This window comes from Candidatus Filomicrobium marinum (genome assembly GCF_000981545.1).
GTDB lineage: Bacteria > Pseudomonadota > Alphaproteobacteria > Rhizobiales > Hyphomicrobiaceae > Filomicrobium > Filomicrobium insigne.
This window is the reverse complement of record NZ_LN829119.1, coordinates 1,051,615-1,077,466: the sequence shown is the minus strand read 5'-3', so window position 1 is coordinate 1,077,466 and position 25,852 is coordinate 1,051,615. Positions and strand designations below refer to the sequence as shown.

Sequence of the window (25,852 nt, the reverse complement as noted above, 5' to 3'; positions counted from 1 at the left end):
CTGCGCCTTCCTCGTGAATTTCGCCTAGTGAAGATTTGGATAGGGGCCCATGCCCTTCTCATCGATGGCATGACCAGTGGCAAAGCGATCGAGCCGATAGCCGCGCGCAACGTCATGGGGTTCGTCACACGACAGGAGGTGGGCAAAACATAAACCGGCAGCAGGGGTTGCTTTGAACCCGCCATAGCACCAGCCGGCATTGAGATAGAGCCCCTCAACAGGCGTACGGTCGATGATCGGACTGCCATCCATCGACATGTCCACCAGACCGCCCCATTGCCGGAGCATGCGTACGCGACCGAGCCTGGGCATCAATGCCATGCCTCCTTCACACACGTCCTCCATGACAGGGAGATTTCCGCGTTGGGCGTAGCTATTGTAGCCATCGATATCGCCCCCGAAGACGAGGCCACCCTTGTCAGATTGGCTGATATAGAAGTGCCCAGCGCCGAACGTTACGACGCCACCTACGAACGGCTTGACCGCCTCGCTAACAAACGCCTGCAGCACATGACTTTCGATTGGCAGACGTAAACCTGCCATCGCTGCGACACGCGAAGAGCTTCCCGCAACGGAAACACCGATTTGGCGCGCGCCGATATAGCCGCGGCTGGTGTCGAGCCCCATCGCCCGGCCGCCGTCCACGCGAATACCGATGACTTCGCAGTTCTGAATGATGTCGACACCTAATCGATCGGCGGCACGTGCATAGCCCCATGCCACGGCGTCGTGGCGGACAGTTCCACCTCGGCGCTGCAGAAGCCCTCCGCGTATCGGGAAACGCGCGTTCTCAAAATCCAAGAAGGGCACGAGCCGACGTACTTTAGCGGCGTCCAGCAGTTCGGCGTCCACACCATGCAGCCGCATAGCGTTGCCCCGCCGCGCATACGCATCGCGTTGTGCATCAGAATGATAAAGGTTGAGCACACCGCGCTGGCTCACCATCGCGTTGTAGTTGATATCCTGCTCGAGCCCTTCCCAGAGCTTCATGGAGAGTTCGTAGAAGGGGACGTTACCGGGCAGCAAATAGTTCGAGCGGATGATCGTCGTATTACGGCCGACGTTCCCAGAGCCAATCCAGCCCTTTTCGACGACGGCAATGCGGCGTCTGCCGTACTGGCTCGCCAGATAGTACGCCGTTGCGAGACCATGTCCGCCACCGCCGACAATTACGACATCGTATGCAGGCTTGGGGGCAACGTCGCGCCAAACGGGCTTCCAACCGGTGTTTCCGCGCCAGGCCTGTCGTAGGATCGAAAAAATCGAATAGCGATCGTTCGTCGTCATCGGACGTCTCTTTATGACTGCGCGGTTGTGTGGAGCTTTCTTGAACTTCATATCCCCGCAAGCATTTGCGCGCGATATAAGCGTTACTTATAGTATGCGCATGGCTCCAAGACTTGGCACGCTACCGTTTGACTTGCGTTCACTCGAAATTTTCCTGGCTGTCTGTGAAACAGGCACGATGGCGGCGGCAGCGCGCGCGCTATCGCTCACACAGCCTGCGGTTTCTTTGGCTGTCGGCGATCTTGAAGAGCGTATGGGGCTGAAATTATTCGATCGCAGCGTCCGCCCCCTGGCGCTCACCTCTGCCGGTTCCGTGCTGCGCGACCGCGCAGTTATGCTCCTGACTGATGCCCGCGAGATCGCCCCGCTGTTAAACGAAGCGGTGAAAAAGCGATTGCCGCGGCTGAGGATCGGGCTGGTCGATTCGATATCGCGGGAACTCACTGGCGTTATTGCGGATACGCTGAGCAGCCGGGCCGATGATGTCTCAATCCTTTCAGGGCTCACAGCCGATCACAGCATCGCCCTTCTGACACGCCACCTCGATATTTTCTGCGGCGTCGATGATATGGAGGAGGTCGATGGTCTTGAGCGCTGGCCTTTGTTTACCGAGCCCTACATTCTCCTGATGCCACGAGGGGATCCTATCCCGAACACTCTCGCTGGCCTCGTTGAACTCGCGCAAACGCGTCCGCTCATTCGCTACAGCGGACGCTCGAAAACCGGCATTGAAATAGAACGGCATCTGCGGCGCCTCGGAATTCATCCGGCGCGCCATATCGAATTCGACGCTCCGTATGGCGTTTCCGCGCGTGTCGGCGCGGACGCAGGGTTTGCGATCACGACGCCTTTATGTCTGGCTGAGTCGGGCCTTGCGGCTTCAGTGCAGGCCGCGTCACTGCCCGGCCCCAAGTTCCAGAGGACGATCACCCTGATTGCGCGGCGCCGTGAGTTGGGACGAATCCCTCAGGACCTTGCCCTCAAGGCCAGAGCCACGCTTGCGACGAAGACCATTCCGCGTCTGAGCGCGCAGATGACGTGGCTCGCTGATCAGTTCCATACTTACGCTGAATAGCTTGCCAACTATCCCGCGGGATGCTGGTCAAACCGATCGGGTCGCGACATGTTCCAGGCCTCGCGGAATCTTGGATCGTCTGTTCCGTCCAATAGCTCGCCGTTCTTTAAGGTCGGGTACAGCTGGGAAAAGGTGATGTATTCCCGCTGTGAGACGCGCCGATAGAAATGATGGGCAGAGAGCTGCTGCGAGTGCGTCAACCCGGCTGCACCAACCAGCTCTGCCAAAGCCTTCACAGTTGCGTCCTGGAATCTGCGTACGCGTTCCGCTTTGTCCGGAACGACAACCGCGCGCCAACGTGCAGGATCCTGGCTCGTCACTCCGACCGGACACTTATCGGTATGGCACGCCTGAGCCTGGATACAGCCGACGGCAAACATGAATCCGCGCGCGGAATTGCACCAGTCGGCACCAAGCGACATCGCCCGCGCCATATCGAAGCCACTGATGATTTTACCGCTGGCCCCCAGTTTCACACGCTGGCGGAATCCGACACCGACAAGCGCGTTATGCGCAAAAGACAATCCATCGCGCAGCGGCATGCCGATGTGATCGACGAACTCCAATGGTGCGGCCCCGGTACCCCCTTCCTTTCCGTCGATAACAATGAAGTCGGGCGGCGCACCGGTTTCCAACATTGCTTTTACGAGCGCCAGAAACTCCCAGGGATGACCCAAGCATAGTTTTATCCCGACGGGCTTTCCACCTGAGAGGCGGCGAAGCTCAGCTAGGAAAAGCATCAGTTCGATCGGCGTTGAAAAGGCACTGTGGTACGCTGGCGAAATGCAATCAAACCCCATCGGGATTCCGCGAGCTTCGGAAATCTCTTCGCTGACTTTCGCTGCCGGGAGAACGCCGCCGTGGCCTGGCTTCGCGCCTTGGCTTAGCTTCACTTCAATCATTTTGATCTGATCAAGAGCGGCTGTATCGGCGAAACGCTCGGGGCAAAAATTACCGTGTTCGTCCCGGCATCCGAAGTATCCTGAGCCGATCTGCCAAACGAGATCGCCCTTATTCTCACAATGGTATCTGCTGACGGAGCCCTCGCCGGTGGTGTGCGCGAAATTTCCGAGTTCCGCACCTCGGTTCAGAGCGCGGATGGCATTGGGGCTGAGAGCGCCAAAGCTCATGCCCGAGATGTTCAGCACAGACGCCGAGTAAGGTTGAGCGCAATCAGGGCCGCCAACGAGCACGCGCAACGATTCCGCGCTAACGTCCTTGGGCACCATCGAATGCGTCAGCCATTCGTAACTGTCCTCGTACACGTTGTACTGGGTTCCGAAGGGGCGTTTGTCGAGCGCGCTCTTGGCGCGCTGGTAGACGATGGCGCGCTGATCGCGGCTGAAGGGTCGGCCGTCTTTCTCACCCTCGAAGAAGTACTGGCGCATCTCCGGCCGTATCTCTTCGAAAATGAAGCGCAGGTGCGCGAGAAGAGGATAGTTTCGCAAAATCGCGTGGCGCGTCTGGGTGATATCACGCAGTCCGATGAGCGAAAGAGCCGCAAAGCCCGCCAGAGGTACAATCAAAATTGCACGCCAATCCGCTGCGAAATACGCAAGAATGGCGAACAGGACGGACAAGAAGAGCGTTAAAGTGAGCGCGAGATATCGAGGAGCAAATGGTTGCAGAAGTAATTGCATGTGTTCAGCTCATAAAAATTTCAGGTCCTGAGTCCATGATCAGCGAGCACGTGCTCACGAGCGGATGTCCAACCCCTGTCTATCTCAACAACGACACCTATACCCGATGCCGCTTGTCAGGTTCGTGAAGCACTCCTCGATAACACCAGACGCGGGTGCGGACCTGACGTCCGTTAGCCACAACAGCTAGGCAATTTGAATGAGATTACCTGGGATTGTTGATGTCAGACTGGCGCATCGTGCGCGTGTTTCCCTTGAGGCTGTCGCGGCGGTGCGCGGCCTCACCCCGGCCGTCGTCATTACCGGCGGGTCGAAAGGTATAGGCCTCGCTCTGGCAAAGCGGTTTGCGAAAACCGGCAAGCCCGTGGCCATTGTGGCACGGGGCGCTGAAGCTCTGTCGTTGGCTGTCGACGAAATCGCAGCAGCAACCGGCCAACGGCCCCTTGCGATACCACTCGATATCACCGTTGAGGATTCAGGCGCTCAGATCGATAAAGCGCTCTTAGCGGCAGACCTATACCTCGACATTCTCGTCAACTGCGCTGGCATGGGCTTGTCGGGCCGGTTCGCAGAGCAAGAGACGGCGGATATCGAACGCCTCATTGCATTGAACATTTCAACCCTAACGCGCCTGACGCATCATGCGGTGGGTAGCATGTCACCTCGCGGGCGGGGTGGCATTATCAACGTCGCGTCTTTTGCAGGGTTCGTTCCGGGTCCTTATCAGGCGATGTACTACGCCAGCAAAGCGTTCGTCATTTCGCTCAGCCAATCGCTGGCGCAAGAGGAAGCCGGGACCGGTGTCCGCATCACGGCTGTAGCCCCCGGCCCGGTCGATACGGATTTTCATGCCGACATGGGAGCTGAGAACGCGCTCTACCGGCGGCTGCCCATGTCGATGTCGGCTGACGCCGTAGCAGCCAGTATCTATCGCGGTTACAGCATGGGGCATCGGCTTATCGTGCCAGGGCTACTCAACCGGGCGCTCGCGGCAGTGATCGGGGTGTTTCCTTATCCTGTCATTGCACCGGTCATGAGTTGGCTTTTGTGGCCCGGAGAAAGAGACGTCGAAAGCCCAACGGACAAACCGGATTCCAAGTGATTCACTTAACAAACGGGCTTTTCAGGCAATTTTTTTGGCCTTTTTCGCAAAACCGCAACGATTATTGGCGTAAACTGCCTCAGCACCATGAGTTAGGTATTGCGTATCGGGTGCCAACGTTGAGGTGCGTATGCTGCCGGGCTTCGTGGCCAGGGTGTCAATGCCGCTTCCCGTAAAGGGCCGCTCTTAAGCGGCCTTTTTTGGTTTTGGCATGGAGCCGCGCGAGTCGGATTGCCCTTATCAACGCGCATCTTGCCGAGGGTCCATGTCTCGGATTGCATCAGCAGCAGCGATCATTAGGGAATATTTCCCATATATGGTTGGGAATATTTCCCAACCCGCGCAGCGGCGATCAAGTTGAATTGCTTCATATATTCGATGTGCGTTACGACTGCTCTGGAGATGTTAAGCTTCGTTGAGCTCGTAGCTTCTCGTCCCCTCCGTCGGGATCAATTGGTTTGCAGAATCGGGCTCTTAAGCCGACAAGCGGTTGTTCGCTGACGCAATTCAGCGCTCGGTTAATTGCTCCAACTATGCCCAACTTCATAGGCATGAGGATGGGACACGGCACCCGCAAAGGATGTTTACGGTTATTGATGTGCTCTGAAATAGGCGGCATCTATGTTGCGCTCTACAGAACACTCGGGCTATCGATTAGTTGCGCTCGTTCCGGTCAGTCGGTTCGAATTACTTGCAAAAATCTATGTTCACCGGCGCCCGCGCCCAAGCGAGCCCACGAAGGGAGGATCAGAGTGAGCCACAAGCAGTTTCAATGTGACGTTCGTTCATTCCTGCGCAACGTCGCGGATTCGGGATCTTGGCGTCTTGCGTTCTTGAGCGCACTGGCCGCGTGCCTGACGGCCTTCGCACCACTTTCAACGATGGCACAGGACCAACAAGAGCCTGCGAAGGCCGCGCCCTCTACGGAAAACGGTCAAATTGAAGTTGAGCTCAACAAGCTCGAAACGATTGACACCGGCTGCCGTATCTACGTTGTGGTCAACAACAAATCGGATACCGAGTTCAAGACCTTGAAACTCGATCTCGTGTTGTTCCGCACGGACGGAATTGTCGACCAGAGGTTCTTTGTCGACCTTGCGCCACTGCGCAAAGAAAAGCGGATCGTAAAGCTGTTCGAACTCAGCAAAGTTGCATGCAACGACATTGGCAGCTTCCTCGTCAACGACGTCGTGGAATGCCGCAACACGACGGAAAGCGTCGACAACTGCCTATCGCGCATGTCGGTGTCCTCGCTCGCTAAAGCCAAACTCTCCAAGTAACGCGTCAAAGAGGATAAAGCAGGTGGGTGAAACTTCCGCGGCTGCTCACGATCTCTCAATAATCGGTTTGGTCCTGAACGCGGATATCGTCGTTCAGTCGGTCATGGCCGGTCTCGTCCTGGCCTCCATCGCTTGCTGGGCAATCATTTTCGAGAAAATCATCCGCATGTCGTCTGTGCGCCGCGCACGCCGGGAGCTCGAAGCCGCTGCGAAGGGCGAAGGCTTCACCGGACATGAGCGTAGCCGGATCGCACGGGCGATCCATGCTGCCGCTTATGCGGAAGCAACTGAGGGTGCTGCGCCGGATGAGAGCCAGAACGACCGTCGCGCACGCCTTGAGCGCGCGATGCGAACCGCGATGAGAAGTGAATTGAAGCGCATCGAAGGCGGTTTGCCGTTCCTCGCTACGATCGGCTCGGCTGCACCCTTCATCGGTCTGTTCGGCACGGTATGGGGCATCATGAACAGCTTCACCGCTATCGCCCAGCAAAAGGACACCAGCCTTGCTGTGGTGGCACCTGGCATTGCGGAGGCGCTATTTGCAACGGCGCTCGGTCTCGCTGCCGCTATTCCCGCCGTCATGGCCTATAACCAGTTCGCGGTGGGGCTTGGAGGCGCGTCGGAAAAACTAAGCATTTCGATCGCGGTTCTCGCCAAGAAAATGGCACGGCGTGGACAGAGACCCGGAGCGCGGGAGGAGGCTGCCTAATGGGAGCTTCAATCAACCCGATTTCTAACGACGATGATGAGGCTGCCTATCGGCCCCTCGCCGAGATCAACATAACGCCGATGGTCGACGTTATGCTCGTGTTGCTGATCATCTTCATGGTTGCTGCGCCACTGATGGTTGCCGGTGTTCCGGTTGAGCTGCCAAACACCTCGGCGGCTCGCTTGAGCCAGCCCAAAACTCCAATGATCGTCACCCTGGACGCGGAGGGAGCGCTCTATATCCGAGAGGATCCCGTCGCACCGGAACGACTTGTGAGCCAGCTCGAACAGCTCCGCGCGCAGGAAGGCGACACTGTCGTTTACGTTCGGGCGGACAAATCGCGCGCCTATGGGGATGTGATGCAGTTGCTCGGCCGCGTCGGAGAAAGCGGCTACCAACGCGTTTCATTGCTGTCTCAGCCATCGCCATCGACCGGTAGCCGCGTGCTGGATGCACCGGCGAGTGCACCCGGGAACGATGCCGCTACGCAGAATTGAGATTGATGTATGGGCGGATTGAGACTTGCAACGTGGGCAATTTCGTTGGCGCTGCATGCCGCCCTAGCATTGCCGTTCCTTACCTGGGCCGGCGGAGATCAATCTGCTTTTGAAGAAGGTGTCGGCGCCGATCTTTTAAAGATCGAGCAGGGGCTTGCCTTGGAAGGGGTTGCCCAAACCGGAATGGACGCTCAGAACGTCGAAGCGATCGAGGGGCAAACTGCGGTTGCATCGCAAGCGGTTCCCGAGACCATCGAAGAACTGAAGCCGGAAGAACCGCCACCAGATCAGCCCGAAGTCAAAGACGTTCCTGAGCTGACCGACGTCATCACCGCGAAGGCCGAACAGGTTGAGGAATCGGTCGTGACCGAAGAGGTGCGGCCAGAGCCCATTAAAGAAATCAAGCCTCAACAAATCGCGGCCGCGGCAAGTGTCGAAGAGATATCGGTCAAGGAGCTAAAGGCCGCCGCGCAGGCACAAGAAGGTGGGGATGCGAGCGCTCGCACTGCTTACCTCGGTAAGCTTCAAAGACACATCAGTGCGCACAAGGTCAATCCGCGTACAAATCGGCGCGGCACGGTGATCGTACGCTTTACAGTCTCTCCGACAGGGCAATTGCTGTCGCGCGAAATTACAAAAAGCTCTGGCTCCGAGCAGCTCGACAAAGCGGCCCTTGCAGCCCTCGATAAAGCTGCGCCGTTCCCGCCGTTTCCAAAGGGCGTCGTGAATCGGGAACTGGCCGTTTCCGTTCCCTTTCGATTCCTGACCCGATAATTTCTTCGTCTCTTGCGCGGAAATGTCGCTCGTGTACTGTCCACCGTGAATTAAAATTCATGATCCTCACGGAGGTCGTACGATGAATGAACTGCCCAAGGGTAAGGTCTTTTTCGGCGGTTGCCCCCACGATTGTCCCGATACCTGCGCGATGATCTACGAGGTCGTGAATGACCGTCTCGTCGATGTCCGCGGCAACAAGAGCCACCCGATGACGCGCGGCGGCCTCTGCGTCAAGCTTAAGGACTATCACGACCACCACTACAATCCCGATCGCGTGCTTCATCCCTTGCGCCGTACAGGACCAAAGGGCAGTGGCGCTTATGAGCAGATCTCATGGGACGAAGCGCTCAGTGAAATTAAATCTCGCTGGGACGATATCATTGCCAAGTACGGATCTCAGGCAATCCTGCCGTACAGCTATCTCGGCAACGAAGGGCTCGTCCAGGGACTTACATCAGGCGATGCGTTCTTCAATCGGCTGGGTAGCAGCGTTTGCGAGAAGACGTTTTGCGCCTCGGGATCATCCACGGCTTGGCTGCTCACCGTCGGGCCCACGGGCGGCGTAGATCCAGAAAGCTTTGTGCACGCCAAGTACATCGTCATCTGGGCGTGCAATTCGATCTCCACCAATCTGCATCACTGGCCCTTCGTTTTAGAAGCACAGAAGAAGGGTGCGAAGGTTGTCGTGATCGACGCCTATCGTTCGCGAACCGCCAAGGCCGCCGATTGGCATATCTGTCCCAAGCCAGGCACAGACGGCGCATTGGCCATGGGCATCATCAACGCGATGATTGAACAAGACCTCGTCGATCAAGACTGGGTGGACAAGTATACCGTCGGCTTTCCCGAGCTGAAGGATCGTGCGCGTGATTTCACGCCGGAGTATGTCGAGCGGATTACCGGTGTCAGCGCAGCCGACATCTCAACATTCGCGCGGGAATTCGCAACGGCGCAGCCTTCCGTCATTCGCATGGGGGTCGCTCTGGAACGTCATCACGGCGGGGGCCAAACCATCCGCGCCGTATGTGCTATTCCGGCGCTGGCCGGTTCATGGCGGCATCTCGGAGGCGGCCTGTTACAAATGCCGCTTTGGGAGTTCCCAATTCATTGGGATCGCGTATGCCGCCCGGACTGGATCAAGCCCGACACCCAGGTCATCAACAATCTACGGCTGGGGCGCGCACTGACCGGCGAGATGGATCTCGACACGCCGATCATGAGCTTCTTCTGCTACAACACCAATCCTGTGAGCCAAGCTCCTGAGACGAACAAGATCGTGCAAGGTCTTCAACGGGAAGATCTGTTCACGGTGGTCTCCGAACATTTCGTCACCGACACCGCAAAGTATGCCGACATTATTCTCCCTGCGACCATGGCGGGCGAACACGATGACATGATGTTTTCGTGGGGGCACTTCTATTTCACCCTCAATCAGAAAGCGATCGAACCGCGCGGCGAAGCCATTTCCAATTCGGAGTTGTTCCGTCGTTTAGCCAGGACCATGGGGTTCGATGGCGATGATCGTCTGCTGATGTCGGATGCCGAGCAGATCGAACATTTCATCGATTGGTCATCACCAGCGATGGCCGGCAAGGGCATGGATTACTTCCGCGAGCATGGCTACTTCCATCTCGCGGTCGGAACACCGGACGATCGCTTGCCACATGCCGAAGGCAATTTCCCCACGGAGTCTGGCAAGGTTCAATTTCTCGTCGAGGGCGCAAAAAACTTCGTCGCGCCGCCGTTCCGGCACATGTACACGGGCAGGCAAAGCGGGGAGGATGTCGATCCTTTGCCAGGTTTTGTCCCACCACGCGAGAGTGCGGACACAGCGCCCGATCTCGCGAAGCTTTATCCCCTCAACATCATCTCACCGAAGAGCCACGGGTTCCTCAATTCCTGCTACGCGAACGAAGAACACAAGATCAAAGGGCAGGGTGAGCAGTTCGTCATGATCAGCCCTTTGGATGCCGCCGCACGGCAGATCCGCGAAGGCGATCCTGTTCGCGTGTTCAACAAGCGCGGCGATTTCGAAGGATATGCTCGCGTGACCGATGACGTGCGCTCAGGCGTCGTCGTCGCGACGTTGGGTTATTGGCGCTCGCTGAACCGGTCCGACGGATCCGTGAACTCAATCTCTTCCGATGAGCACTGTGGGCTCGGAAACGCCCCGACATTCTCCGACAACCTCGTCGAGGTGGTTCGCGTCAACTGATTCGCATCGACGACAGCACCGGCAGACTTTGCTGCTTTTCCGGTGCTGTCGGCCGCTGCGGAAACGCGCCTTCTTGGCCGCAAGCCTCGCGCAAGCAAGTATAGGTGAAGCTATTCCTCAACGTGACTTTGCCTAACGACAGAAGGCCCGAAGCCAATGCCTACGGAAGGGTTAGTGGGTCCCTATCAGCTTGATCATGAAACCATCGACAGGTTCGTGGCGGAGTCGTCCTGTGGTGTGTTTGTCATCGGCAATAAGGGCCAGGACGGAAAATTCTATATCGACCGCGTTGGCCGATCCGATACGAATTTACGGCAGGGTCTCTACGATTGCATCGGGACCGACGGCGCATTCAAGTTCCGCACATTCAACGTCCCCAAAGATGCTTTCACGGTTGAATGCGACATCTTCCATGCGATCCATCCGCCGATGACGATCATGCATCCGGAACCGCCCACCGGCCAAAAGCTGCGCTGCCCCCATTGCCACGCATTGGACAACGCATAGCTCCGGAAACGAGTGCGCTCGTTGGGTGTGTGCTTCGGGTGGTGCTCAGCCGCGGCCTTCGTAAGGCATCGTCGTTGCCTTAATCGTCATAGAGAGGACGTTGGCGTCGAGCGGCAGATTCGCCATGAACAGGACGGCGTCGGCAACATGCTGGACGTCCATTCGGGCTTCAGGGCGTTTTTGGCCATCAGCTTGAAGTACGCCTTTGGCAAACGCTTCCGTCATCTCTGTCGCAGCATTTCCGATATCGATCTGCGAACACGCGATGTTGTGCTCGCGACCGTCCAGAGCAATCGATTTGGTGAGACCGCTAATGGCGTGTTTGGTTGCCGTATAAGGTGCGGTAAACGGCCGAGGCGTATGCGCTGAAATCGAGCCATTGTTGATGATGCGGCCGCCCTTCGGATCCTGTGACTTCATCAGCTGGATCGCTTCCTGGCAGCAGTAAAAGACGCCGGACAAATTGATATCGACGACTTTCCGCCATTGCTCGACCGTAAGTTCTTCCATTGGCACGGCGGGCGCGCCAACGCCTGCGTTGTTGAAGAGTACGTCCAACCTGCCAAAGGATTGATTCACACTCTTGAAGAGAGCCCGAACATCAAGCGGATCGGCTACATCCGTGGGGGCGATGAGCATCGTGTCTTCGGTTGCCTTCGCCATGGCCAACGTTTCTTCAAGAGGATCCTTTCGGCGTCCGGCGACTGCAACACGATAGCCCGCGTTATGAAGCGTGAGGGCGACGGCGCGCCCGATACCCGTACCAGCGCCCGTTACAACCGCAACCTTGCCCGCGTCAGCCATTGTCGTCTTCTCCCTCAATATCCAGTGTATGTTTTTGCGCCTGGATTATTTTGCACGAGACACGTACGCCTGAAGCGCGTGCTTCAGGCGTTGAAAGCCCAATGCAGAATATAGATATTTGCGAAATTCAGCGACGCTCTATCGCGTCGGAACCGGTGTTTCACCGCGGTAGTCGTAGAAGCCTCGCTTGGCCTTGCGGCCCACCCAACCAGCTTCGACGTATTTCACGAGCAGCGGACAGGGGCGATATTTCGAGTCCGCAAGACCTTCATAGAGCACCTGCATAACCGACAGACAGGTATCAAGACCGATGAAGTCAGCCAGTTCCAATGGACCCATCGGATGATTAGCGCCGAGCCGCATCGCCGTATCGATCGAGTCAACAGTACCGACACCTTCGTAGAGCGTGTAGATGGCCTCGTTGATCATCGGCAGGAGGATACGGTTGACAATGAAGGCCGGGAAATCTTCAGAAACCGCGATCGTCTTGCCAAGCGAATGAACGAACTTGCGGGACGTATCGAACGTGTCATCCTCGGTTGCGATACCCCGGATCAGTTCGACCAGCTCCATCAACGGAACCGGGTTCATAAAGTGCATGCCGATAAATCGTTCCGGCCGGTCCGTGATTGCGGCAAGACGCGTTATCGAAATTGAGGACGTATTGCTGGCGATGATGGCCGTGGGATTTATGGCGGGGCAAAGCGCGGCGAAAATCTTACGCTTTACGCTCTCATCCTCAGTTGCCGCCTCGATGACAAGTTCGCAGTCGTAGAGATCCGAAAGGCTCTCCGCAAACTCAATACGGCTCAGCGCCTGCTCTTTATCTTCCTCAGTAATTAGCCCTTTGCTGATTTGGCGATCCAGATTGTGCCCAATAATCGCATGGGCGTTATCAAAAGCGTCGCGTTTAATGTCGTTGATAAGAACGCCGTAACCGGCCAGCGCCGAGACGTGGGCAATGCCATTGCCCATCTGTCCGGCGCCGATGATCCCGACTCTGTTAATCAAAGAGTCTTTGGGTTTTTCTCCAGTTGTCACGGCCTGTGGTTTCATTCTCGATGTCACAGCGGCGTCCATGCTTACTAGTTCCTCGGCTCAAGACAGTCCGTGGCCAAACCCGCTCATCCAGCTACTTTTTTGAGCTCGGATTCGAGCTCGGGTAATGCTGTGAACAGATCTGCGACGAGACCGTAATCTGCGACCTGGAAGATCGGGGCCTCTTCGTCTTTGTTAATGGCGACGATAATCTTCGAGTCTTTCATACCCGCCAGATGCTGAATTGCTCCCGAAATACCGACGGCAATGTAAAGATCCGGCGCAACGACCTTGCCGGTTTGACCAACCTGCATGTCGTTGGGCACGAAACCAGCGTCGACAGCAGCGCGGCTGGCACCAACAGCAGCCCCCAGTTGATCAGCAACCGGCTCAATCAGCTTGCTGAAATTGTCGCCCGATTGCATGCCGCGCCCGCCGGAGATAACGATGCGTGCTGAGGCCAGCTCGGGACGATCTGATTTCGTTAGCTCCGCGCTCTCGAATGTTGAAAGCCCTACGGCAGCCGGCGCGTCGATCTTTTCGACGGCCGCCGAACCACCATCTCCGGCTGCGGCAAACGTCGATGTGCGAACGGTGATGACCTTCTTGGGGTCAGACGACTTCACGGTCTGGATCGCATTGCCAGCGTAAATCGGACGCTCAAACGTATCCGGCGCAAGGACCGCAGAAATTTCAGAAATCTGCATAACGTCAAGGCGAGCGGCCACGCGTGGCAACACATTTTTGCCTACGGCCGAGGCGGAAGACAGGAGCGCATTGTAGCCCGACATGAGGGGGACGATGAGCGCCGCCATTTCCTCGGCGAGTTGCGCCTTCAGATGCGGAGCTTCGGCAACCACCACCTTGCTGACGCCATCCAATTTCGCTGCCTGGTCGGCAACCGCTGCGCACCCCTCGCCGGCGACCAGCACGTGAACATCACTGCCCAGCGCCTTCGCAGCCGTAACCGTCTTGGCGGTCGCAGCATTCAGAGATGCATTGTCATGATCGGCAAGAACCAGAACCGCCATTACAGCACCCCCGCTTCGTTCTTAAGTTTTTCAACCAGTTCAGAGACGCTCGAAACCTTGACGCCAGCTGCGCGTGTCGCCGGTTCAGCGGTCTTCAGCACTTCCAAGCGAGGTGAGATATCTACGCCGAAATCTTCCGGCTTTTTTGTATCGAGCGGTTTCTTCTTCGCCTTCATGATGTTCGGCAGCGAAGGATAGCGGGGCTCATTGAGACGCAAGTCCGTGGTGATGACTGCCGGCGTCTTGAGACGCAGGGTTTCCAGCCCCCCATCAACTTCGCGGGTGACGGTGACTGCGCCGTCCGACAGCTCGACCTTGGAGGCGAACGTGGCCTGTCCCCAATCCAAGAGTGCTGCGAGCATCTGTCCAGTCTGATTGGAGTCATCATCGATGGCCTGCTTGCCCATGATCACCAGATCCGGGCTTTCGGCGTCCACGACTGATTTCAGGAGTTTGGCGACAGCCAATGGCTCCACAGCTTGGTCGGTTTCGATGAGAATCGCGCGGTCGGCGCCGATGGCGAGTGCCGTGCGTAGCACATCCTGGGACTTGGAAGGGCCGATGGACACAGCGATGACCTCGTTGGCCGAGCCGCGTTCCTTGAGACGCACGGCCTCTTCAACCGCGATCTCGTCGAAAGGATTCATCGACATCTTGACGTTGGCAAGTTCCACCCCGGAACCATCCGACTTAACACGGATCCGCACGTTGTAATCGACCACGCGCTTGACCGGCACAAGTATCTTCATGCGCCCGAACTGCTCCCCAATTTATTGCTATCCTTTGCAAATCTTCTTGCCCACTCACAGGGCGGCCTTTGAGTAAGCCGTAACCAGTGGGTCTCAATGCATATGACTCACGCCGATATTATCGACGACACTGCCCCCCATGCGTCCTTGACAAAGTGGCACGTTTCGCACATGCGAAAGCCAACCTAAAGGCTGCCCTGAAACTAGTCAATCGACACGATTCGCAAAGGTCTACCCCTCTTAAAATGGTGTCCCACGGACTGTCGTCCTCTTGGCACATTACTGCCGCGCAACGTCAAGCTGACGATCAAACAGCGGAACCCCTCGGCGTCGCAAAAAAAGGATGAGGACCGCCCCGCTCACGAGCCCCCCGATGTGGGCCCACCACGCCACCGGGCCGACGGCGGGCATCAGCACCATGACGATTTGGGTCACGATCCAGGCGCCAAGCACGAACTCAGCCGAGATCTGCAGCGGAATAACCTTGAAAGCCAGAACCCAAACGCGAACGCGCGGATGGAGCATCAAATAGGCTGCGATCACGCCGGCTACCGCGCCACTCGCGCCAATCAGCGGCACGCCGGCGCCATCCGTTCCTGAGACCATGGCCGCGTGGACCAACGCAGCGGCGACGCCGCAAGCGAGATAGAAAAACAAAAACTTCACATGACCGACCGCGTCTTCGACGTTGTCGCCGAAGACCCACAGAAACAACATGTTCCCCATGAGATGCCATATATCGGCGTGGAAGAACATGTAGGTGATAAGGGTTAGCGCTTCGGGCAGGTTGCTCGCGCGGACGCCATCTGGAGCCGGCGCGGACGTACCGGCCAGGAACAGCTCGTTCGGCACCACCGCGAATTCCGCGACGGCATAAGCATCAATGTTCACCGACGATAAAGCGAACACAATGACGTTTATGGCGATCAAACCAACCGTGACGACCTGAAAATGAATTGCCTTCAATGGGTTATCATCGGAAATAGGCACGAACACGTGGCTTGCTCCTTCCCAGGAATTACGAAGGCTTCCAGAGCCTAATCAGCGGTTCAGACCTGGAACCCACAAAATGTCGTCGCGCCCCTTATCGTTCACGTAGCGACCAGCCACGAAAAGAAAGTCCGACAGTCTATTGATATACTTTAGAGCTGCGTCACTCACGGGTTCGTCCGGAGAGGCCGCCAGGGTCACCATCAGACGCTCGGCGCGCCTGCAGACCGTTCGCGCAACGTGCAAGTAGGCCGATGCCGGCGAACCGCCAGGCAAAATGAAGGATTTGAGCGGGCTCAGCTCACCATTGAGCTGGTCAATTTCGCGTTCCAGACGCTCGACCTGAGCCGGTACGATGCGTAGCGGTTCGAATTTCAGATCCTTTCCGCGATCAGGTACGCAGAGGTCCGCTCCGAGATCGAACATGTCATTCTGGATACGTACCAGCATCGAGTCGATGTCAGATCCAGGTTCTAAATGCTGCCTGACAAGGCCGATAATCGCGTTCGTCTCGTCGACGGTCCCGTAAGCGGCGATGCGGGGATCGTCTTTGGCGACCCTGTCACCCGTACCAAGCCCCGTCGTTCCGGCGTCCCCGGTACGCGTATAGATCTTATTGAGTTTTACCATTGCCTACGCACCGCGCTTTCCACCCCTCTCGTAAAATTTGAAAGCTAACGTATTGGCGTCAGCGCGGCGGTCAAGCGACATACACGGAGATCAACGTCCCAGGAACAAAAATCCCGCAACCAGCATCAGTGCAATAAATTGCAAAATTACGCGCCAACGCATCAAATTCTGGCTCAGACGCGGGCTCTTTTGACGCAAAAGCGTATACAGGCCCGCGATCAACACAGCCAGAACAGCAAAGGTTGCCACGGTAATCAGGTGATAGAGGACCGGTTGCATAAATGAATTTCCTGGTCAGTAAGTCAGGCGCGGTGGTTGATGTTCGCGCTTGATTGGACAAGATAGGGGCGGCGGGGCCGGCTTTCTACGCGCCCGGTTCTTAAGCACCTTTGGCGTTTCGGCAACCCAATGTGCGCTTCTTTCTCCTGCGGCCTGCCAGCTGGGCGCCGCGCAATGTTGTAGCTGTCGGGCACAAACTGACTCCGCAGCAAGAGTTTGGCAATCGCCTCGCGCCACAATCGCCGCATTGTCGGTGCCTAAGGAAGCAGGCCGATTTCGTCGACGGTCTTTTGGGGACCGTTCGGATATATACAGAGGGCTCCCAGCTTGCGCGTCCCGCGCCAAAGATTACGCGTCAAGTTTGCTGCCGTGCCTGTGCTCTGCATTCTGGCTGGCTGTATTCCTGCGGTGTTGCCCGCAGCAGCGCAGTCGCGTGACGATGCGAAATCCAAACTTGATGCTCAAACCAAAGAGCTACAAAACAAGCTCGGGCGGCAGCAGGCCCTCGAGACTGATGTCGCTGCGATTGCCAAAGAGCGCGAACGCATTAATGCCCGGCTCCTCGAAACCGCCGATCTGATCAAGAAGAGCGAAGCTCGGATGACCGAGATTGAGGCGCGTTTGGACGAGCTCGGTGAACAGGAACGTGTGGTTCGCGGTTCGCTCAATCAACGCCGGGACAAGATTGCAAAACTATTGGCTGTCCTGCAGAGGATGGGGCGGAACCCTCCGCCGGTTATGATCACCAAGCGCGAGGATGCGCTGGCCATGGTGCGCAGCGCGATGCTGCTTGCATCTGCGTTCCCGGGGCTTCGCAGCCAAGCCCTCGAGCTCACGAACAAGCTTGACGAACTCGTGCGCGTCATGGCTGAGACGCGAAGTGAAGGCGAACACCTTAAGCTCGAAACGACGCGTCTTAACGATGCGCGAACGCGGCTTTCGGGGCTAATGGTCGAAAAGAAGTCGTCCCTGACGGAGCGACAAGCCGAACTAACTAAGGTCCGCCAAGCGACAGACGAAATTTCGAAGAATGTCGATAATCTGAGAGCGTTGATCGCACGGGCGGACCAAGCTGCCGTCCAATCGAATTCCCGCATAACTGCGCATAACGCCAAGGCGGAAGCCGCCGAGCGCTTGGCTGAAACGGGCAATTCAGGCGTAACGACCCTCACGCCAGATCAGCCCGAAAGTAGCGCATCATCCAGTAATGACGGGGTTAAAGTCGCTGTTTTGGCCCCATCGGCGGCCGGATTTGGCAGCGTGGATGCTGGCCGGATCGAACCGGCTATCCCCTTCCACCTTGCCAAGGGCCGCCTCCCGCGCCCAACCTCTGGTAAGCATGTTCTCTCTTTTGGCCAGCAGACCGAATATGGTGGAACATCCAAGGGATTAGTGTTTCAGACGCGTTTTTCGTCGCAGATCACATCTCCTTGTGATGGCTGGATTGTTTACGCTGGCGAGTTCAGAAGCTATGGCCAACTCTTGATAATCAACGCCGGCGGCGGATATCATGTGTTACTTGCTGGTCTATCACGGATTGATGTAGAGCCAGGACAATTTGTCCTGGCGGCAGAGCCGGTGGGAACGATGGGTGACGCCCCGCCTTCGGTACAGCGCGGCTCGGAAGACGCCAAACCCGTTCTATATGTCGAATTTCGCAAGGACGGACGGCCGATTGATCCGGACCCATGGTGGGTCAAGGATCCTGAAAAGGTGCAAGGATGATGCGCAAGACGGATTTCGCGTTCTGGACATTTCTTTTGATGACGGTGCTGGCCGGCGCAACAACCGTCTTGAACGTATCTCGAACTTACTCCGCAACTTCTCCAAATACCGAGCTTTACAAGCAGCTTGATCTGTTTGGCGATGTCTTGGAGCGAGTTCGTTCGGACTACGTCGAAAAGCCCGACGACACGAAGCTCATTGAATCTGCCATCAACGGCATGCTGAGCGCACTCGACCCGCACTCGGCCTATCTTTCGCGCAAGAACTTCCGTGATATGCAGGTGCAGACACGCGGAGAGTTTGGCGGCCTCGGGATCGAGGTGACGATGGAAAATCAGGTCGTCAAGGTGGTCGCCCCTATCGACGACACACCAGCCGCCAAAGCCGGTGTACAGGCCAATGACCTGATTACGCATCTCGATGATGAGCAGATCGTCGGGCTATCGCTTGAAGAAGCGGTGGAAAAGATGCGTGGTCCAGTGAACACGCCAATCAAGCTCACAGTGGTCCGCAAAGGCGTCGATGAGCCGATCGAGATCAAGATCGTGCGCGACGTCATCCGCATCAACGCTGTGAAGCCGCGCATCGAAGGCGATATCGCCTATGTGAAGGTCACCACCTTCAACGAACAGACGCACGTCAATCTGGTCAAATCGATCGAAGAGATGAAGAGCAAAATCGGCTCGAAGCTCAAGGGCTACATCATCGATCTTCGCAACAATCCCGGTGGTCTTCTGGATCAGGCGATTGCCGTTTCCGATGACTTCCTTGAGCGTGGCGCCATCGTTATTACGAAAGGCCGCAATAACGAGGAAACCCAGCGAAGCCAGGCCCGCCCCGGCGACGTGGCTGATGGCATGAAGATTATCGTGCTGATCAACGGCGGGTCCGCTTCCGCTTCGGAGATCGTGGCAGGTGCTCTTCAGGACCACGAGCGCGCGACCATTATCGGAACACGGTCATTCGGCAAGGGCTCCGTTCAGACGATTATTCCGCTTGGTGCCAATGGGGCGATCCGGTTGACGACGGCGCGGTACTACACGCCACGTAACCGCTCGATCCAGGCGAAGGGTATCGATCCGGATATCATCATCGAACAAGAGCTGCCGGAGGACCTGAAAGGCAAACTCGGGGTCAAACCGCGTGGCGAAGCGAGCCTTAGAGGGCATCTACGCAACGGCGATACAGAGGAAGAAATCTCAGGTTCATCGGCCTACGTTCCGCAAGAACCGGAGAAAGACACACAGCTCCAGTTCGCGCTCAACTATCTGCGTGGCAAAGTGACCGCACCACCGCCGAAGGCCGAACAGGCTGAGCAGAAAAAAGCCGAGACTCAGACGGACAGTAGCAAGTGATGCATCTTTGATCTCGCCTTGGGGTCATGTTCATGGGCGTCTGATAGATCAGGCGCCCATGAACTTTTTTGGGGTCGTTGGAATTTTAGAAATAGTCACAATCGAGACGTCCGACCGGTCGTTATCCAGATAGAGAGGGCACACACCGCCCATGGGCACCCACGAAAATCTCGCCTACCGGCCATGTGTCGGTCTCATGGTCATCAATCCCCAAAAGCTAGTGTGGATCGGCCGTCGCGCTACCACAAAAAAGGCGAACACGCCTGAGGGCAGCGGCTATTGGTGGCAGATGCCACAGGGTGGCATTGAAGCCGGGGAAGCTCCTGTTGAGGCCGCCCTTCGAGAACTGCAGGAAGAGACCGGCATCACCGGCTCAAATATCAATATTCTCGCTGAAACCACGGAGTGGCATTTCTACGATCTGCCAGAGGATCGGATTGGGAGAGCCTGGGGGGGCGGCTATCGCGGCCAGAAACAGAAGTGGTTTCTGATGCAATTTTCAGGCTTAGACACGCAAATCAATATAACGCCCGAGGATCCGCGCGCGATCGAGTTCGACGCGTGGCGTTGGGCGAACTCGAGTGAGCTGCTTGATCTGATCGTCCCATTCAAACGCGACGTTTACCGGGCCGTTCTTTCCGAGTTCGGCCCGATCATTGCGAACTAATCAGGTATTTGCCGGCTCACGCCTCGGCGTGCAGAGCTTTTAGCTCTTCGATGGCACGCCCAATGTGATTACGGGCTTCGTCATCATCAGCGCTTTCCAACGCCTTCTGTGCAGCGTCGAGTTCTTCCTGAATCTGGCGCGGATCGACTTCGTCGACGATGAACGCACGCTCGGCAAGGATGGTCAGGCTGTCGCCGGTAACATCGGCGAAGCCTGATTGCACGAAGATGCCCTTCTTGGCGTCGGGCGTTGTGACCTGGATCACGCCCGGCGCCAGAGTCGAAATGACTGGGGCATGATCTGGCAGCACCGTAAATTGTCCTTCAACGCCCGGCACGACCACCTGCTCGGCATCGCTCGACATGAGGACACGCTCGGGGCTTACCAGCTCAAACTTGAACGTTGCTGCCATTGATCTGCTTCCTAATCCGCCCTCTACGTTTCGGCGGTTATCGCGTTACAGGACTGGGTGTAGTTCTACTCTTCGTCACCCAATTCGTCGCTCTTAGCCTGTACTTCCTCGGCCGTTTGCAGCTGCGTACCGCAGAAGGGGCAGAAGAACACCGGATGGTCGACCATACCGGGGTCGTCGCTGTCTCCGTCGATCAAACCAACCGACATATAGAGAATGCCATCTTCAGCCAGCGTAATGAGCGGGTCGAAATCTTCGCCGCTCATTACTTCCTGAAGTTCTTCGCAGCAGGAGCCAAAGCCCGAATCGTCATTGCCTTCTTCACTCGTATCGATCGACATTCCGGATGCTTCCTCCAGCAAAAAAGGGCAATGCCCTGGTCGCCCTGTGCGACCTGCGATTCGATATTCTAAGCTGCTTCGGCGAGTTTTTCAGCCTTGGCGATGGCTTCTTCGATCGTTCCCACCATGTAGAAAGCCTGTTCAGGCAGATGGTCATAGTCGCCGTTGCAGAGACCCTTGAAAGCCTTGATCGTATCAGCCAAGTCAACGAGGACGCCCGGCGAACCGGTGAAGACTTCGGCGACGAAGAATGGCTGCGACAGGAACCGCTCGATCTTACGGGCACGCGCCACCGTGAGTTTGTCCTCTTCGGAGAGCTCGTCCATGCCGAGAATAGCAATGATGTCCTGGAGGGACTTGTAGCGCTGCAGAATTTCCTGCACGCGACGCGCCACCTCGTAGTGCTCCTCACCGATAATGCGCGGATCAAGCATACGCGACGTGGAGTCCAGCGGGTCCACGGCCGGATAGATGCCCTTTTCAGCGATGGCACGGGAAAGAACCGTCGTCGCGTCAAGGTGGGCAAACGAGGTTGCCGGCGCAGGGTCGGTCAAGTCGTCCGCAGGGACGTAAATGGCCTGAACCGACGTAATTGAGCCCTTCTGCGTCGTCGTGATGCGTTCCTGAAGAGTGCCCATGTCGGTTGCCAGCGTCGGCTGATAGCCCACGGCTGAAGGAATACGGCCGAGCAGAGCGGACACTTCCGAACCGGCCTGCGTGAAGCGGAAAATGTTGTCGACGAAGAAGAGAACGTCCTGTCCCTGGTCGCGGAAGTGTTCGGCAACCGTCAGACCAGACAGAGCGACGCGAGCGCGGGCACCTGGCGGCTCATTCATCTGGCCGTAAACGAGAGCGCACTTGGACCCAGCGGCAGAGCCGTTGTTTTCCTTCGGGTCGACGTTCACCTTGGATTCGATCATTTCGTGGTAGAGGTCGTTACCTTCACGGGTGCGCTCGCCAACGCCGGCGAACACGGAGTAACCGCCGTGTGCCTTAGCGACGTTGTTGATCAGTTCCATGATGAGAACGGTCTTGCCAACGCCGGCGCCGCCGAACAGGCCGATCTTGCCGCCCTTGGAGTACGGCGCCAGCAGGTCAACGACCTTGATGCCGGTGACCAAGATTTCCGATTCCGTTGACTGTTCAACGTAGGAGGGCGCCTGCGCGTGAATCGGGCGCAATTCGTCGCCTTTAATCTCGCCGGCTTCGTCCACGGGTTCACCGATCACATTCATAATGCGCCCTAGGGTCGCGTCGCCGACGGGCACTGCGATCGGGCGCCCCGTATCCTTCACGGGCTGACCGCGAACAAGTCCTTCCGTCGCGTCCATAGCAATGGTGCGCACGGTGTTTTCGCCGAGGTGCTGGGCGACTTCGAGAACCAGGCGGTTACCCTGGTTGTCGGTCTCAAGCGCGTTCAGAATTGCAGGGAGATCTCCGTCGAACTGCACGTCGACGACGGCGCCCGTTACCTGCCTGATGCGACCAACAGAAATTTCAGCCATGAACCGTTCCTCGTGTGCGTTTGTTCGATTAGAGCGCTTCGGCGCCCGAAATGATTTCGATCAGTTCTTTGGTGATCTGTGCCTGACGCTGGCGGTTGTACGTAATCGTCAGAGCGTCGATCATCTCTGTAGCGTTGCGTGTGGCGCTATCCATCGCCGACATACGTGCGCCTTGCTCAGAAGCCGCGTTCTCAAGAAGTCCACGGAAGATCTGCGTCGAGATATTGCGTTTCAGAAGATAATCCAGGATCGCGTCTTCTTCTGGCTCGTACTCGTAAACCGCGTCGCCCAAAGAAGATTTCTCGGATCCGTCGGTTTCGGGGATATGCGCGGGGATCAACTGCAGAGCCGTCGGCTGTTGTGAAATAACCGACTTGAACTCAGAGAAGAACATCGTTGCAACGTCGAACTCGCCGGCCTCAAACATCGCCATGACTTTGTCACCGATTTCGGCGGCCTTTTCGAAACCGACGAACTTCATGCCGCTCATGTCAATGCGTTCAATGATGTGCTGGCCGAAGTCGCGGCGCAGGTTTTCTGCGCCCTTGCGGCCTACCGCAATGATTTTGACCTGCTTGCCTTCACTCAGAAGCTTACGTGCATGCACGCGGACGAGCTTAGCAATGTTGGTGTTGAAACCGCCGCAAAGACCGCGACTCGCCGTCATCATAATGAGCAGATGTACGTCGCTCTTGCCTGTGCCTACGAGCAACGGTGATGCGCTGTTCGTATCTGTCACAGCGCGTGCAAGATTTGCCAGCACCGTGTCCATACGCACAGCGTAAGGCCGTGCGGCTTCGGCCGCCTCCTGCGCACGACGCAGCTTTGCGGCAGCGACCATCTGCATCGCTTTGGTGATTTTGCGCGTGGCCTTCACCGAATTGATGCGATTTCTGAGGTCTTTTAAGCTCGCCATTTCAGACGTTGTTCCCGTATCCGCTCCCGGCATACCGAACCGGGATTTTGCTTTTCGATGAGCCCCTTTCTAAGGGGCCCATCGGCTGGACTTCGCTTTAGACCGAGAAGTTCTTCGTGAAGCTGTCGAGAACGCCGATCAGCTCTTTCTCCGTGCTCTCCGATAGAGCTTTCTCCGACCGAATGGTCTCAAGAATGTTCTTATGATCGGTGCGCAGCGTCGTCAGAAGTTGCTGCTCATATTTGCCGATGGCGTTTACAGGCAAACCGTCCAGATAACCGCGGGTACCCGCGAAAATCACGCAGACCTGTTCTTCCATCTTCAACGGCGAGAACTGCGGCTGCTTGAGGAGCTCGGTGAGGCGGGCGCCGCGTGCAAGAAGTTTTTGCGTAGCGGCGTCGAGGTCGGAACCGAACTGAGCGAAGGCCGCCATTTCGCGGTACTGCGCCAGCTCACCCTTAATCTTACCGGCGACCTGCTTCATGGCCTTGGTCTGGGCCGCCGAACCAACGCGTGACACGGAGAGGCCGACGTTCACGGCGGGACGGATGCCCTGATAGAACAGGTCCGTTTCAAGGAAGATCTGGCCGTCGGTGATGGAGATCACGTTCGTTGGAATGTAGGCCGACACGTCGTTGGCCTGCGTTTCGATCACGGGGAGCGCAGTGAGAGACCCGGCACCATGATCATCACCCATCTTCGCGGCGCGCTCAAGCAGGCGCGAGTGGAGATAGAAGACGTCACCCGGATAAGCTTCACGTCCCGGAGGACGACGCAGCAGCAGGGACATCTGGCGATAAGCAACGGCCTGCTTGGAGAGGTCGTCGTACGCGATAACAGCGTGCATCGCGTTATCGCGGAAATATTCGCCCATCGCGCAGCCGGTGAACGGTGCGAGGTACTGCATCGGCGCCGGATCGGAAGCCGTTGCGGCCACGACGATGGAGTATTCGAGAGCGCCGCGCTCCTCGAGAATCTTGACGAACTGCGCAACGGTCGAACGCTTCTGTCCGACAGCAACGTATACGCAATAGAGCTTCGCGAACTCGTCATCGCCCTCGTTGAGGGGCTTCTGGTTCAGGAAGGTGTCAAGGATGATCGCGGTCTTGCCAGTCTGACGGTCACCAATGATGAGCTCGCGCTGACCACGGCCGACGGGGATCAGAGCGTCGACGGCCTTCAAGCCAGTCGCCATCGGCTCATGCACCGACTTACGCGGCAGAATACCCGGCGCCTTGACGTCCACACGACGACGCTCGGTCGCAACGATCGGGCCTTTGCCGTCGATCGGATTACCCAGAGCGTCAACGACGCGGCCGAGAAGACCCTTACCAACAGGAACCTCTACGATCGCCTGCGTGCGCTTAACGGTCTGGCCTTCTTTAATACTACGGTCGTCACCGAAGATCACGATACCGACGTTGTCGGCTTCGAGGTTCAGCGCCATGCCCTTCGTTCCGTCCTGGAACTCGACCATTTCGCCTGCCTGAACCTGATCGAGGCCGTAGACGCGGGCGATGCCGTCGCCGACGGAGAGAACCTGGCCGATCTCGGAGACCTCAGCCTCCTTGCCGAAGTTCTTGATCTGCTCTTTCAGGATCGAGGAGATCTCTGCGGCCCGGATTTCCATCGATAGACCTCTTGTCTTAGCGTTTCGGTTGCGCACCAAATCTGGTGCAGAGTTCTTTGTATAACTTGGGTCGCACAACGTCCCTTGCGGTCCAGCGTGCGGATTGTTCTGGTGTTTTAGCTCACTGCCTTGAGGCTCACCTTCATTGCGGTGAGCTTCGTGCGCAGTGAGGAGTCTATCATTTTGCTGCCGATCTTTACGATCAGTCCGCCGAGAATCGCCGGTTCAACTCGGGCGTCCAGTTTAACGTCCTTGCCGACCGCGTTCTTGAGCGTTTGCTTCAGCTCAGCCGTCAGTTCATCTGTCAATGCCTGGGCTGTCGTCACCTCAGCTGTGACCTCGCCGCGGCTCTCAGCAGCCAGCGCAGCGAAGATCTTAATCATCTGAGGCACCGCGAACAGCCGTCGATTGTGCGTAATGACCTGAAGGAAATTCTCTGTCAGACCCGAAATGCCCGCTTTTTCAAGTAGCGCAGATAAAGCGCGACTCTGATCTTCGGCGGCAAAGACCGGGCTCGCTACCAAGCGGCGCAGATCTTCACTTTCGGTGAGCAGAGACTCGAACGCCTTTAGATCGGCTTCGATCTGCTCTACGGAACCCTGTTCTTTTGCCAGTTCGAATAATGCACTGGCGTAACGGCCGGGCATACTGGCCGAATTAGTCTGATCTGTTGCCACGTCGATTGCTCTCG

General features: G+C 57.1%; 26 protein-coding genes. 11 read left to right on the top strand and 15 right to left on the bottom strand.

Annotated features, from left to right (window positions below; translation table 11 throughout):
* Nucleotides 1–24 precede the first annotated feature (24 nt).
* The gene (locus tag YBN1229_RS05280; protein WP_046480004.1) at nucleotides 25–1,287 is read right to left on the bottom strand and encodes a sarcosine oxidase subunit beta family protein; all 1,263 of its coding nucleotides are present in this window, start codon (nucleotides 1,285–1,287) and stop codon (nucleotides 25–27) included.
* A gap of 40 nt (nucleotides 1,288–1,327) precedes the next feature.
* Between YBN1229_RS05280 and YBN1229_RS05275 the strand changes: the two genes are divergently transcribed.
* A complete protein-coding gene (locus tag YBN1229_RS05275) occupies nucleotides 1,328–2,362 on the top strand; it encodes a LysR family transcriptional regulator (RefSeq protein ID WP_348519229.1) in 1,035 nt (344 codons plus the stop codon).
* 8 nt (nucleotides 2,363–2,370) lie between these two features.
* On the opposite strand, the gene YBN1229_RS05270 is transcribed toward YBN1229_RS05275, so the two are convergent.
* Complete coding sequence (locus tag YBN1229_RS05270) at nucleotides 2,371–4,002, bottom strand: FMN-binding glutamate synthase family protein (protein ID WP_046477273.1); 1,632 nt, start codon at nucleotides 4,000–4,002, stop codon at nucleotides 2,371–2,373.
* 199 nt (nucleotides 4,003–4,201) lie between these two features.
* Between YBN1229_RS05270 and YBN1229_RS05265 the strand changes: the two genes are divergently transcribed.
* From YBN1229_RS05265 to YBN1229_RS05235, 7 genes are all read left to right on the top strand, one after another.
* Complete coding sequence (locus YBN1229_RS05265; RefSeq protein WP_052743721.1) at nucleotides 4,202–5,104, top strand: SDR family NAD(P)-dependent oxidoreductase; 903 nt, start codon at nucleotides 4,202–4,204, stop codon at nucleotides 5,102–5,104.
* Between the two features lie 752 nt (nucleotides 5,105–5,856).
* On the top strand, nucleotides 5,857–6,384 hold the full coding sequence (locus tag YBN1229_RS05260; protein ID WP_052743720.1) for a hypothetical protein: 528 nt from the start codon (nucleotides 5,857–5,859) through the stop codon (nucleotides 6,382–6,384).
* 13 nt (nucleotides 6,385–6,397) lie between these two features.
* Nucleotides 6,398–7,093: a MotA/TolQ/ExbB proton channel family protein gene (locus YBN1229_RS05255; RefSeq protein WP_046480001.1), complete on the top strand. Its 696-nt coding sequence runs from the start codon at nucleotides 6,398–6,400 to the stop codon at nucleotides 7,091–7,093.
* Nucleotides 7,093–7,590, top strand: coding sequence for an ExbD/TolR family protein (locus YBN1229_RS05250; protein WP_046477272.1), 498 nt, complete (start codon nucleotides 7,093–7,095; stop codon nucleotides 7,588–7,590). Before YBN1229_RS05255 ends, YBN1229_RS05250 begins: the two co-directional genes overlap by 1 nt.
* 9 nt (nucleotides 7,591–7,599) lie before the next feature.
* On the top strand, nucleotides 7,600–8,364 hold the full coding sequence (locus YBN1229_RS05245) for a TonB family protein (RefSeq protein ID WP_046477270.1): 765 nt from the start codon (nucleotides 7,600–7,602) through the stop codon (nucleotides 8,362–8,364).
* A gap of 82 nt (nucleotides 8,365–8,446) precedes the next feature.
* A complete protein-coding gene (locus tag YBN1229_RS05240) occupies nucleotides 8,447–10,582 on the top strand; it encodes a molybdopterin-containing oxidoreductase family protein (protein ID WP_046477269.1) in 2,136 nt (711 codons plus the stop codon).
* Between the two features lie 156 nt (nucleotides 10,583–10,738).
* Nucleotides 10,739–11,089 carry a hypothetical protein gene (locus YBN1229_RS05235; protein WP_139165290.1) on the top strand — a complete coding sequence of 117 codons (351 nt, stop codon included), beginning with the start codon at nucleotides 10,739–10,741 and terminating at the stop codon, nucleotides 11,087–11,089.
* A gap of 45 nt (nucleotides 11,090–11,134) precedes the next feature.
* Here the strand turns inward: YBN1229_RS05235 and YBN1229_RS05230 are convergent, their stop codons facing one another.
* From YBN1229_RS05230 to YBN1229_RS05200, 7 genes are all read right to left on the bottom strand, one after another.
* A complete protein-coding gene (locus tag YBN1229_RS05230; RefSeq protein WP_046477263.1) occupies nucleotides 11,135–11,893 on the bottom strand; it encodes an SDR family oxidoreductase in 759 nt (252 codons plus the stop codon).
* Nucleotides 11,894–12,031: 138 nt separating this feature from the next.
* Complete coding sequence (locus YBN1229_RS05225; RefSeq protein ID WP_046480000.1) at nucleotides 12,032–12,949, bottom strand: 3-hydroxybutyryl-CoA dehydrogenase; 918 nt, start codon at nucleotides 12,947–12,949, stop codon at nucleotides 12,032–12,034.
* 68 nt (nucleotides 12,950–13,017) lie between these two features.
* Nucleotides 13,018–13,962, bottom strand: a complete 945-nt coding sequence (locus tag YBN1229_RS05220; protein ID WP_046477260.1) for an electron transfer flavoprotein subunit alpha/FixB family protein — start codon at nucleotides 13,960–13,962, stop codon at nucleotides 13,018–13,020.
* Nucleotides 13,962–14,711: an electron transfer flavoprotein subunit beta/FixA family protein gene (locus tag YBN1229_RS05215; protein WP_046477257.1), complete on the bottom strand. Its 750-nt coding sequence runs from the start codon at nucleotides 14,709–14,711 to the stop codon at nucleotides 13,962–13,964. Before YBN1229_RS05215 ends, YBN1229_RS05220 begins: the two co-directional genes overlap by 1 nt.
* A gap of 279 nt (nucleotides 14,712–14,990) precedes the next feature.
* A complete protein-coding gene (locus YBN1229_RS05210; RefSeq protein ID WP_046477255.1) occupies nucleotides 14,991–15,707 on the bottom strand; it encodes a rhomboid family intramembrane serine protease in 717 nt (238 codons plus the stop codon).
* A gap of 45 nt (nucleotides 15,708–15,752) precedes the next feature.
* Nucleotides 15,753–16,331, bottom strand: coding sequence for a cob(I)yrinic acid a,c-diamide adenosyltransferase (locus YBN1229_RS05205; RefSeq protein WP_046477253.1), 579 nt, complete (start codon nucleotides 16,329–16,331; stop codon nucleotides 15,753–15,755).
* A gap of 90 nt (nucleotides 16,332–16,421) precedes the next feature.
* Entirely contained in the window at nucleotides 16,422–16,610 is a 189-nt protein-coding gene (locus YBN1229_RS05200) for a twin transmembrane helix small protein (protein WP_046477251.1), read from the bottom strand.
* 327 nt (nucleotides 16,611–16,937) lie between these two features.
* On the opposite strand from YBN1229_RS05200, the gene YBN1229_RS05190 reads away from it, so the two are divergent.
* The 3 genes from YBN1229_RS05190 (at nucleotide 16,938) to YBN1229_RS05180 (ending at nucleotide 20,357) form a co-directional block, all read left to right on the top strand.
* Nucleotides 16,938–18,335 carry a murein hydrolase activator EnvC family protein gene (locus tag YBN1229_RS05190; protein ID WP_090227009.1) on the top strand — a complete coding sequence of 466 codons (1,398 nt, stop codon included), beginning with the start codon at nucleotides 16,938–16,940 and terminating at the stop codon, nucleotides 18,333–18,335.
* Nucleotides 18,335–19,690, top strand: a complete 1,356-nt coding sequence (locus YBN1229_RS05185) for a S41 family peptidase (RefSeq protein WP_082101235.1) — start codon at nucleotides 18,335–18,337, stop codon at nucleotides 19,688–19,690. The genes YBN1229_RS05190 and YBN1229_RS05185 overlap by 1 nt, the downstream gene beginning before the upstream one ends.
* A gap of 151 nt (nucleotides 19,691–19,841) precedes the next feature.
* Nucleotides 19,842–20,357 carry an RNA pyrophosphohydrolase gene (locus YBN1229_RS05180; RefSeq protein WP_046477245.1) on the top strand — a complete coding sequence of 172 codons (516 nt, stop codon included), beginning with the start codon at nucleotides 19,842–19,844 and terminating at the stop codon, nucleotides 20,355–20,357.
* Nucleotides 20,358–20,373: 16 nt separating this feature from the next.
* On the opposite strand, the gene YBN1229_RS05175 is transcribed toward YBN1229_RS05180, so the two are convergent.
* From YBN1229_RS05175 to YBN1229_RS05150, 6 genes are all read right to left on the bottom strand, one after another.
* Entirely contained in the window at nucleotides 20,374–20,769 is a 396-nt protein-coding gene (locus YBN1229_RS05175) for a F0F1 ATP synthase subunit epsilon (RefSeq protein ID WP_046477244.1), read from the bottom strand.
* A 65-nt stretch (nucleotides 20,770–20,834) separates the two neighbouring features.
* The gene (locus YBN1229_RS05170) at nucleotides 20,835–21,110 is read right to left on the bottom strand and encodes a hypothetical protein (protein ID WP_244465014.1); all 276 of its coding nucleotides are present in this window, start codon (nucleotides 21,108–21,110) and stop codon (nucleotides 20,835–20,837) included.
* A 68-nt stretch (nucleotides 21,111–21,178) separates the two neighbouring features.
* A complete protein-coding gene (atpD, locus tag YBN1229_RS05165) occupies nucleotides 21,179–22,615 on the bottom strand; it encodes a F0F1 ATP synthase subunit beta (protein WP_046477243.1) in 1,437 nt (478 codons plus the stop codon).
* Between the two features lie 28 nt (nucleotides 22,616–22,643).
* On the bottom strand, nucleotides 22,644–23,531 hold the full coding sequence (locus YBN1229_RS05160) for a F0F1 ATP synthase subunit gamma (protein WP_046479998.1): 888 nt from the start codon (nucleotides 23,529–23,531) through the stop codon (nucleotides 22,644–22,646).
* Nucleotides 23,532–23,628: 97 nt separating this feature from the next.
* Nucleotides 23,629–25,161 carry a F0F1 ATP synthase subunit alpha gene (gene atpA / locus YBN1229_RS05155; protein WP_046477242.1) on the bottom strand — a complete coding sequence of 511 codons (1,533 nt, stop codon included), beginning with the start codon at nucleotides 25,159–25,161 and terminating at the stop codon, nucleotides 23,629–23,631.
* Nucleotides 25,162–25,277: 116 nt separating this feature from the next.
* Complete coding sequence (locus YBN1229_RS05150) at nucleotides 25,278–25,838, bottom strand: F0F1 ATP synthase subunit delta (RefSeq protein WP_076605285.1); 561 nt, start codon at nucleotides 25,836–25,838, stop codon at nucleotides 25,278–25,280.
* Nucleotides 25,839–25,852: the final 14 nt, after the last annotated feature.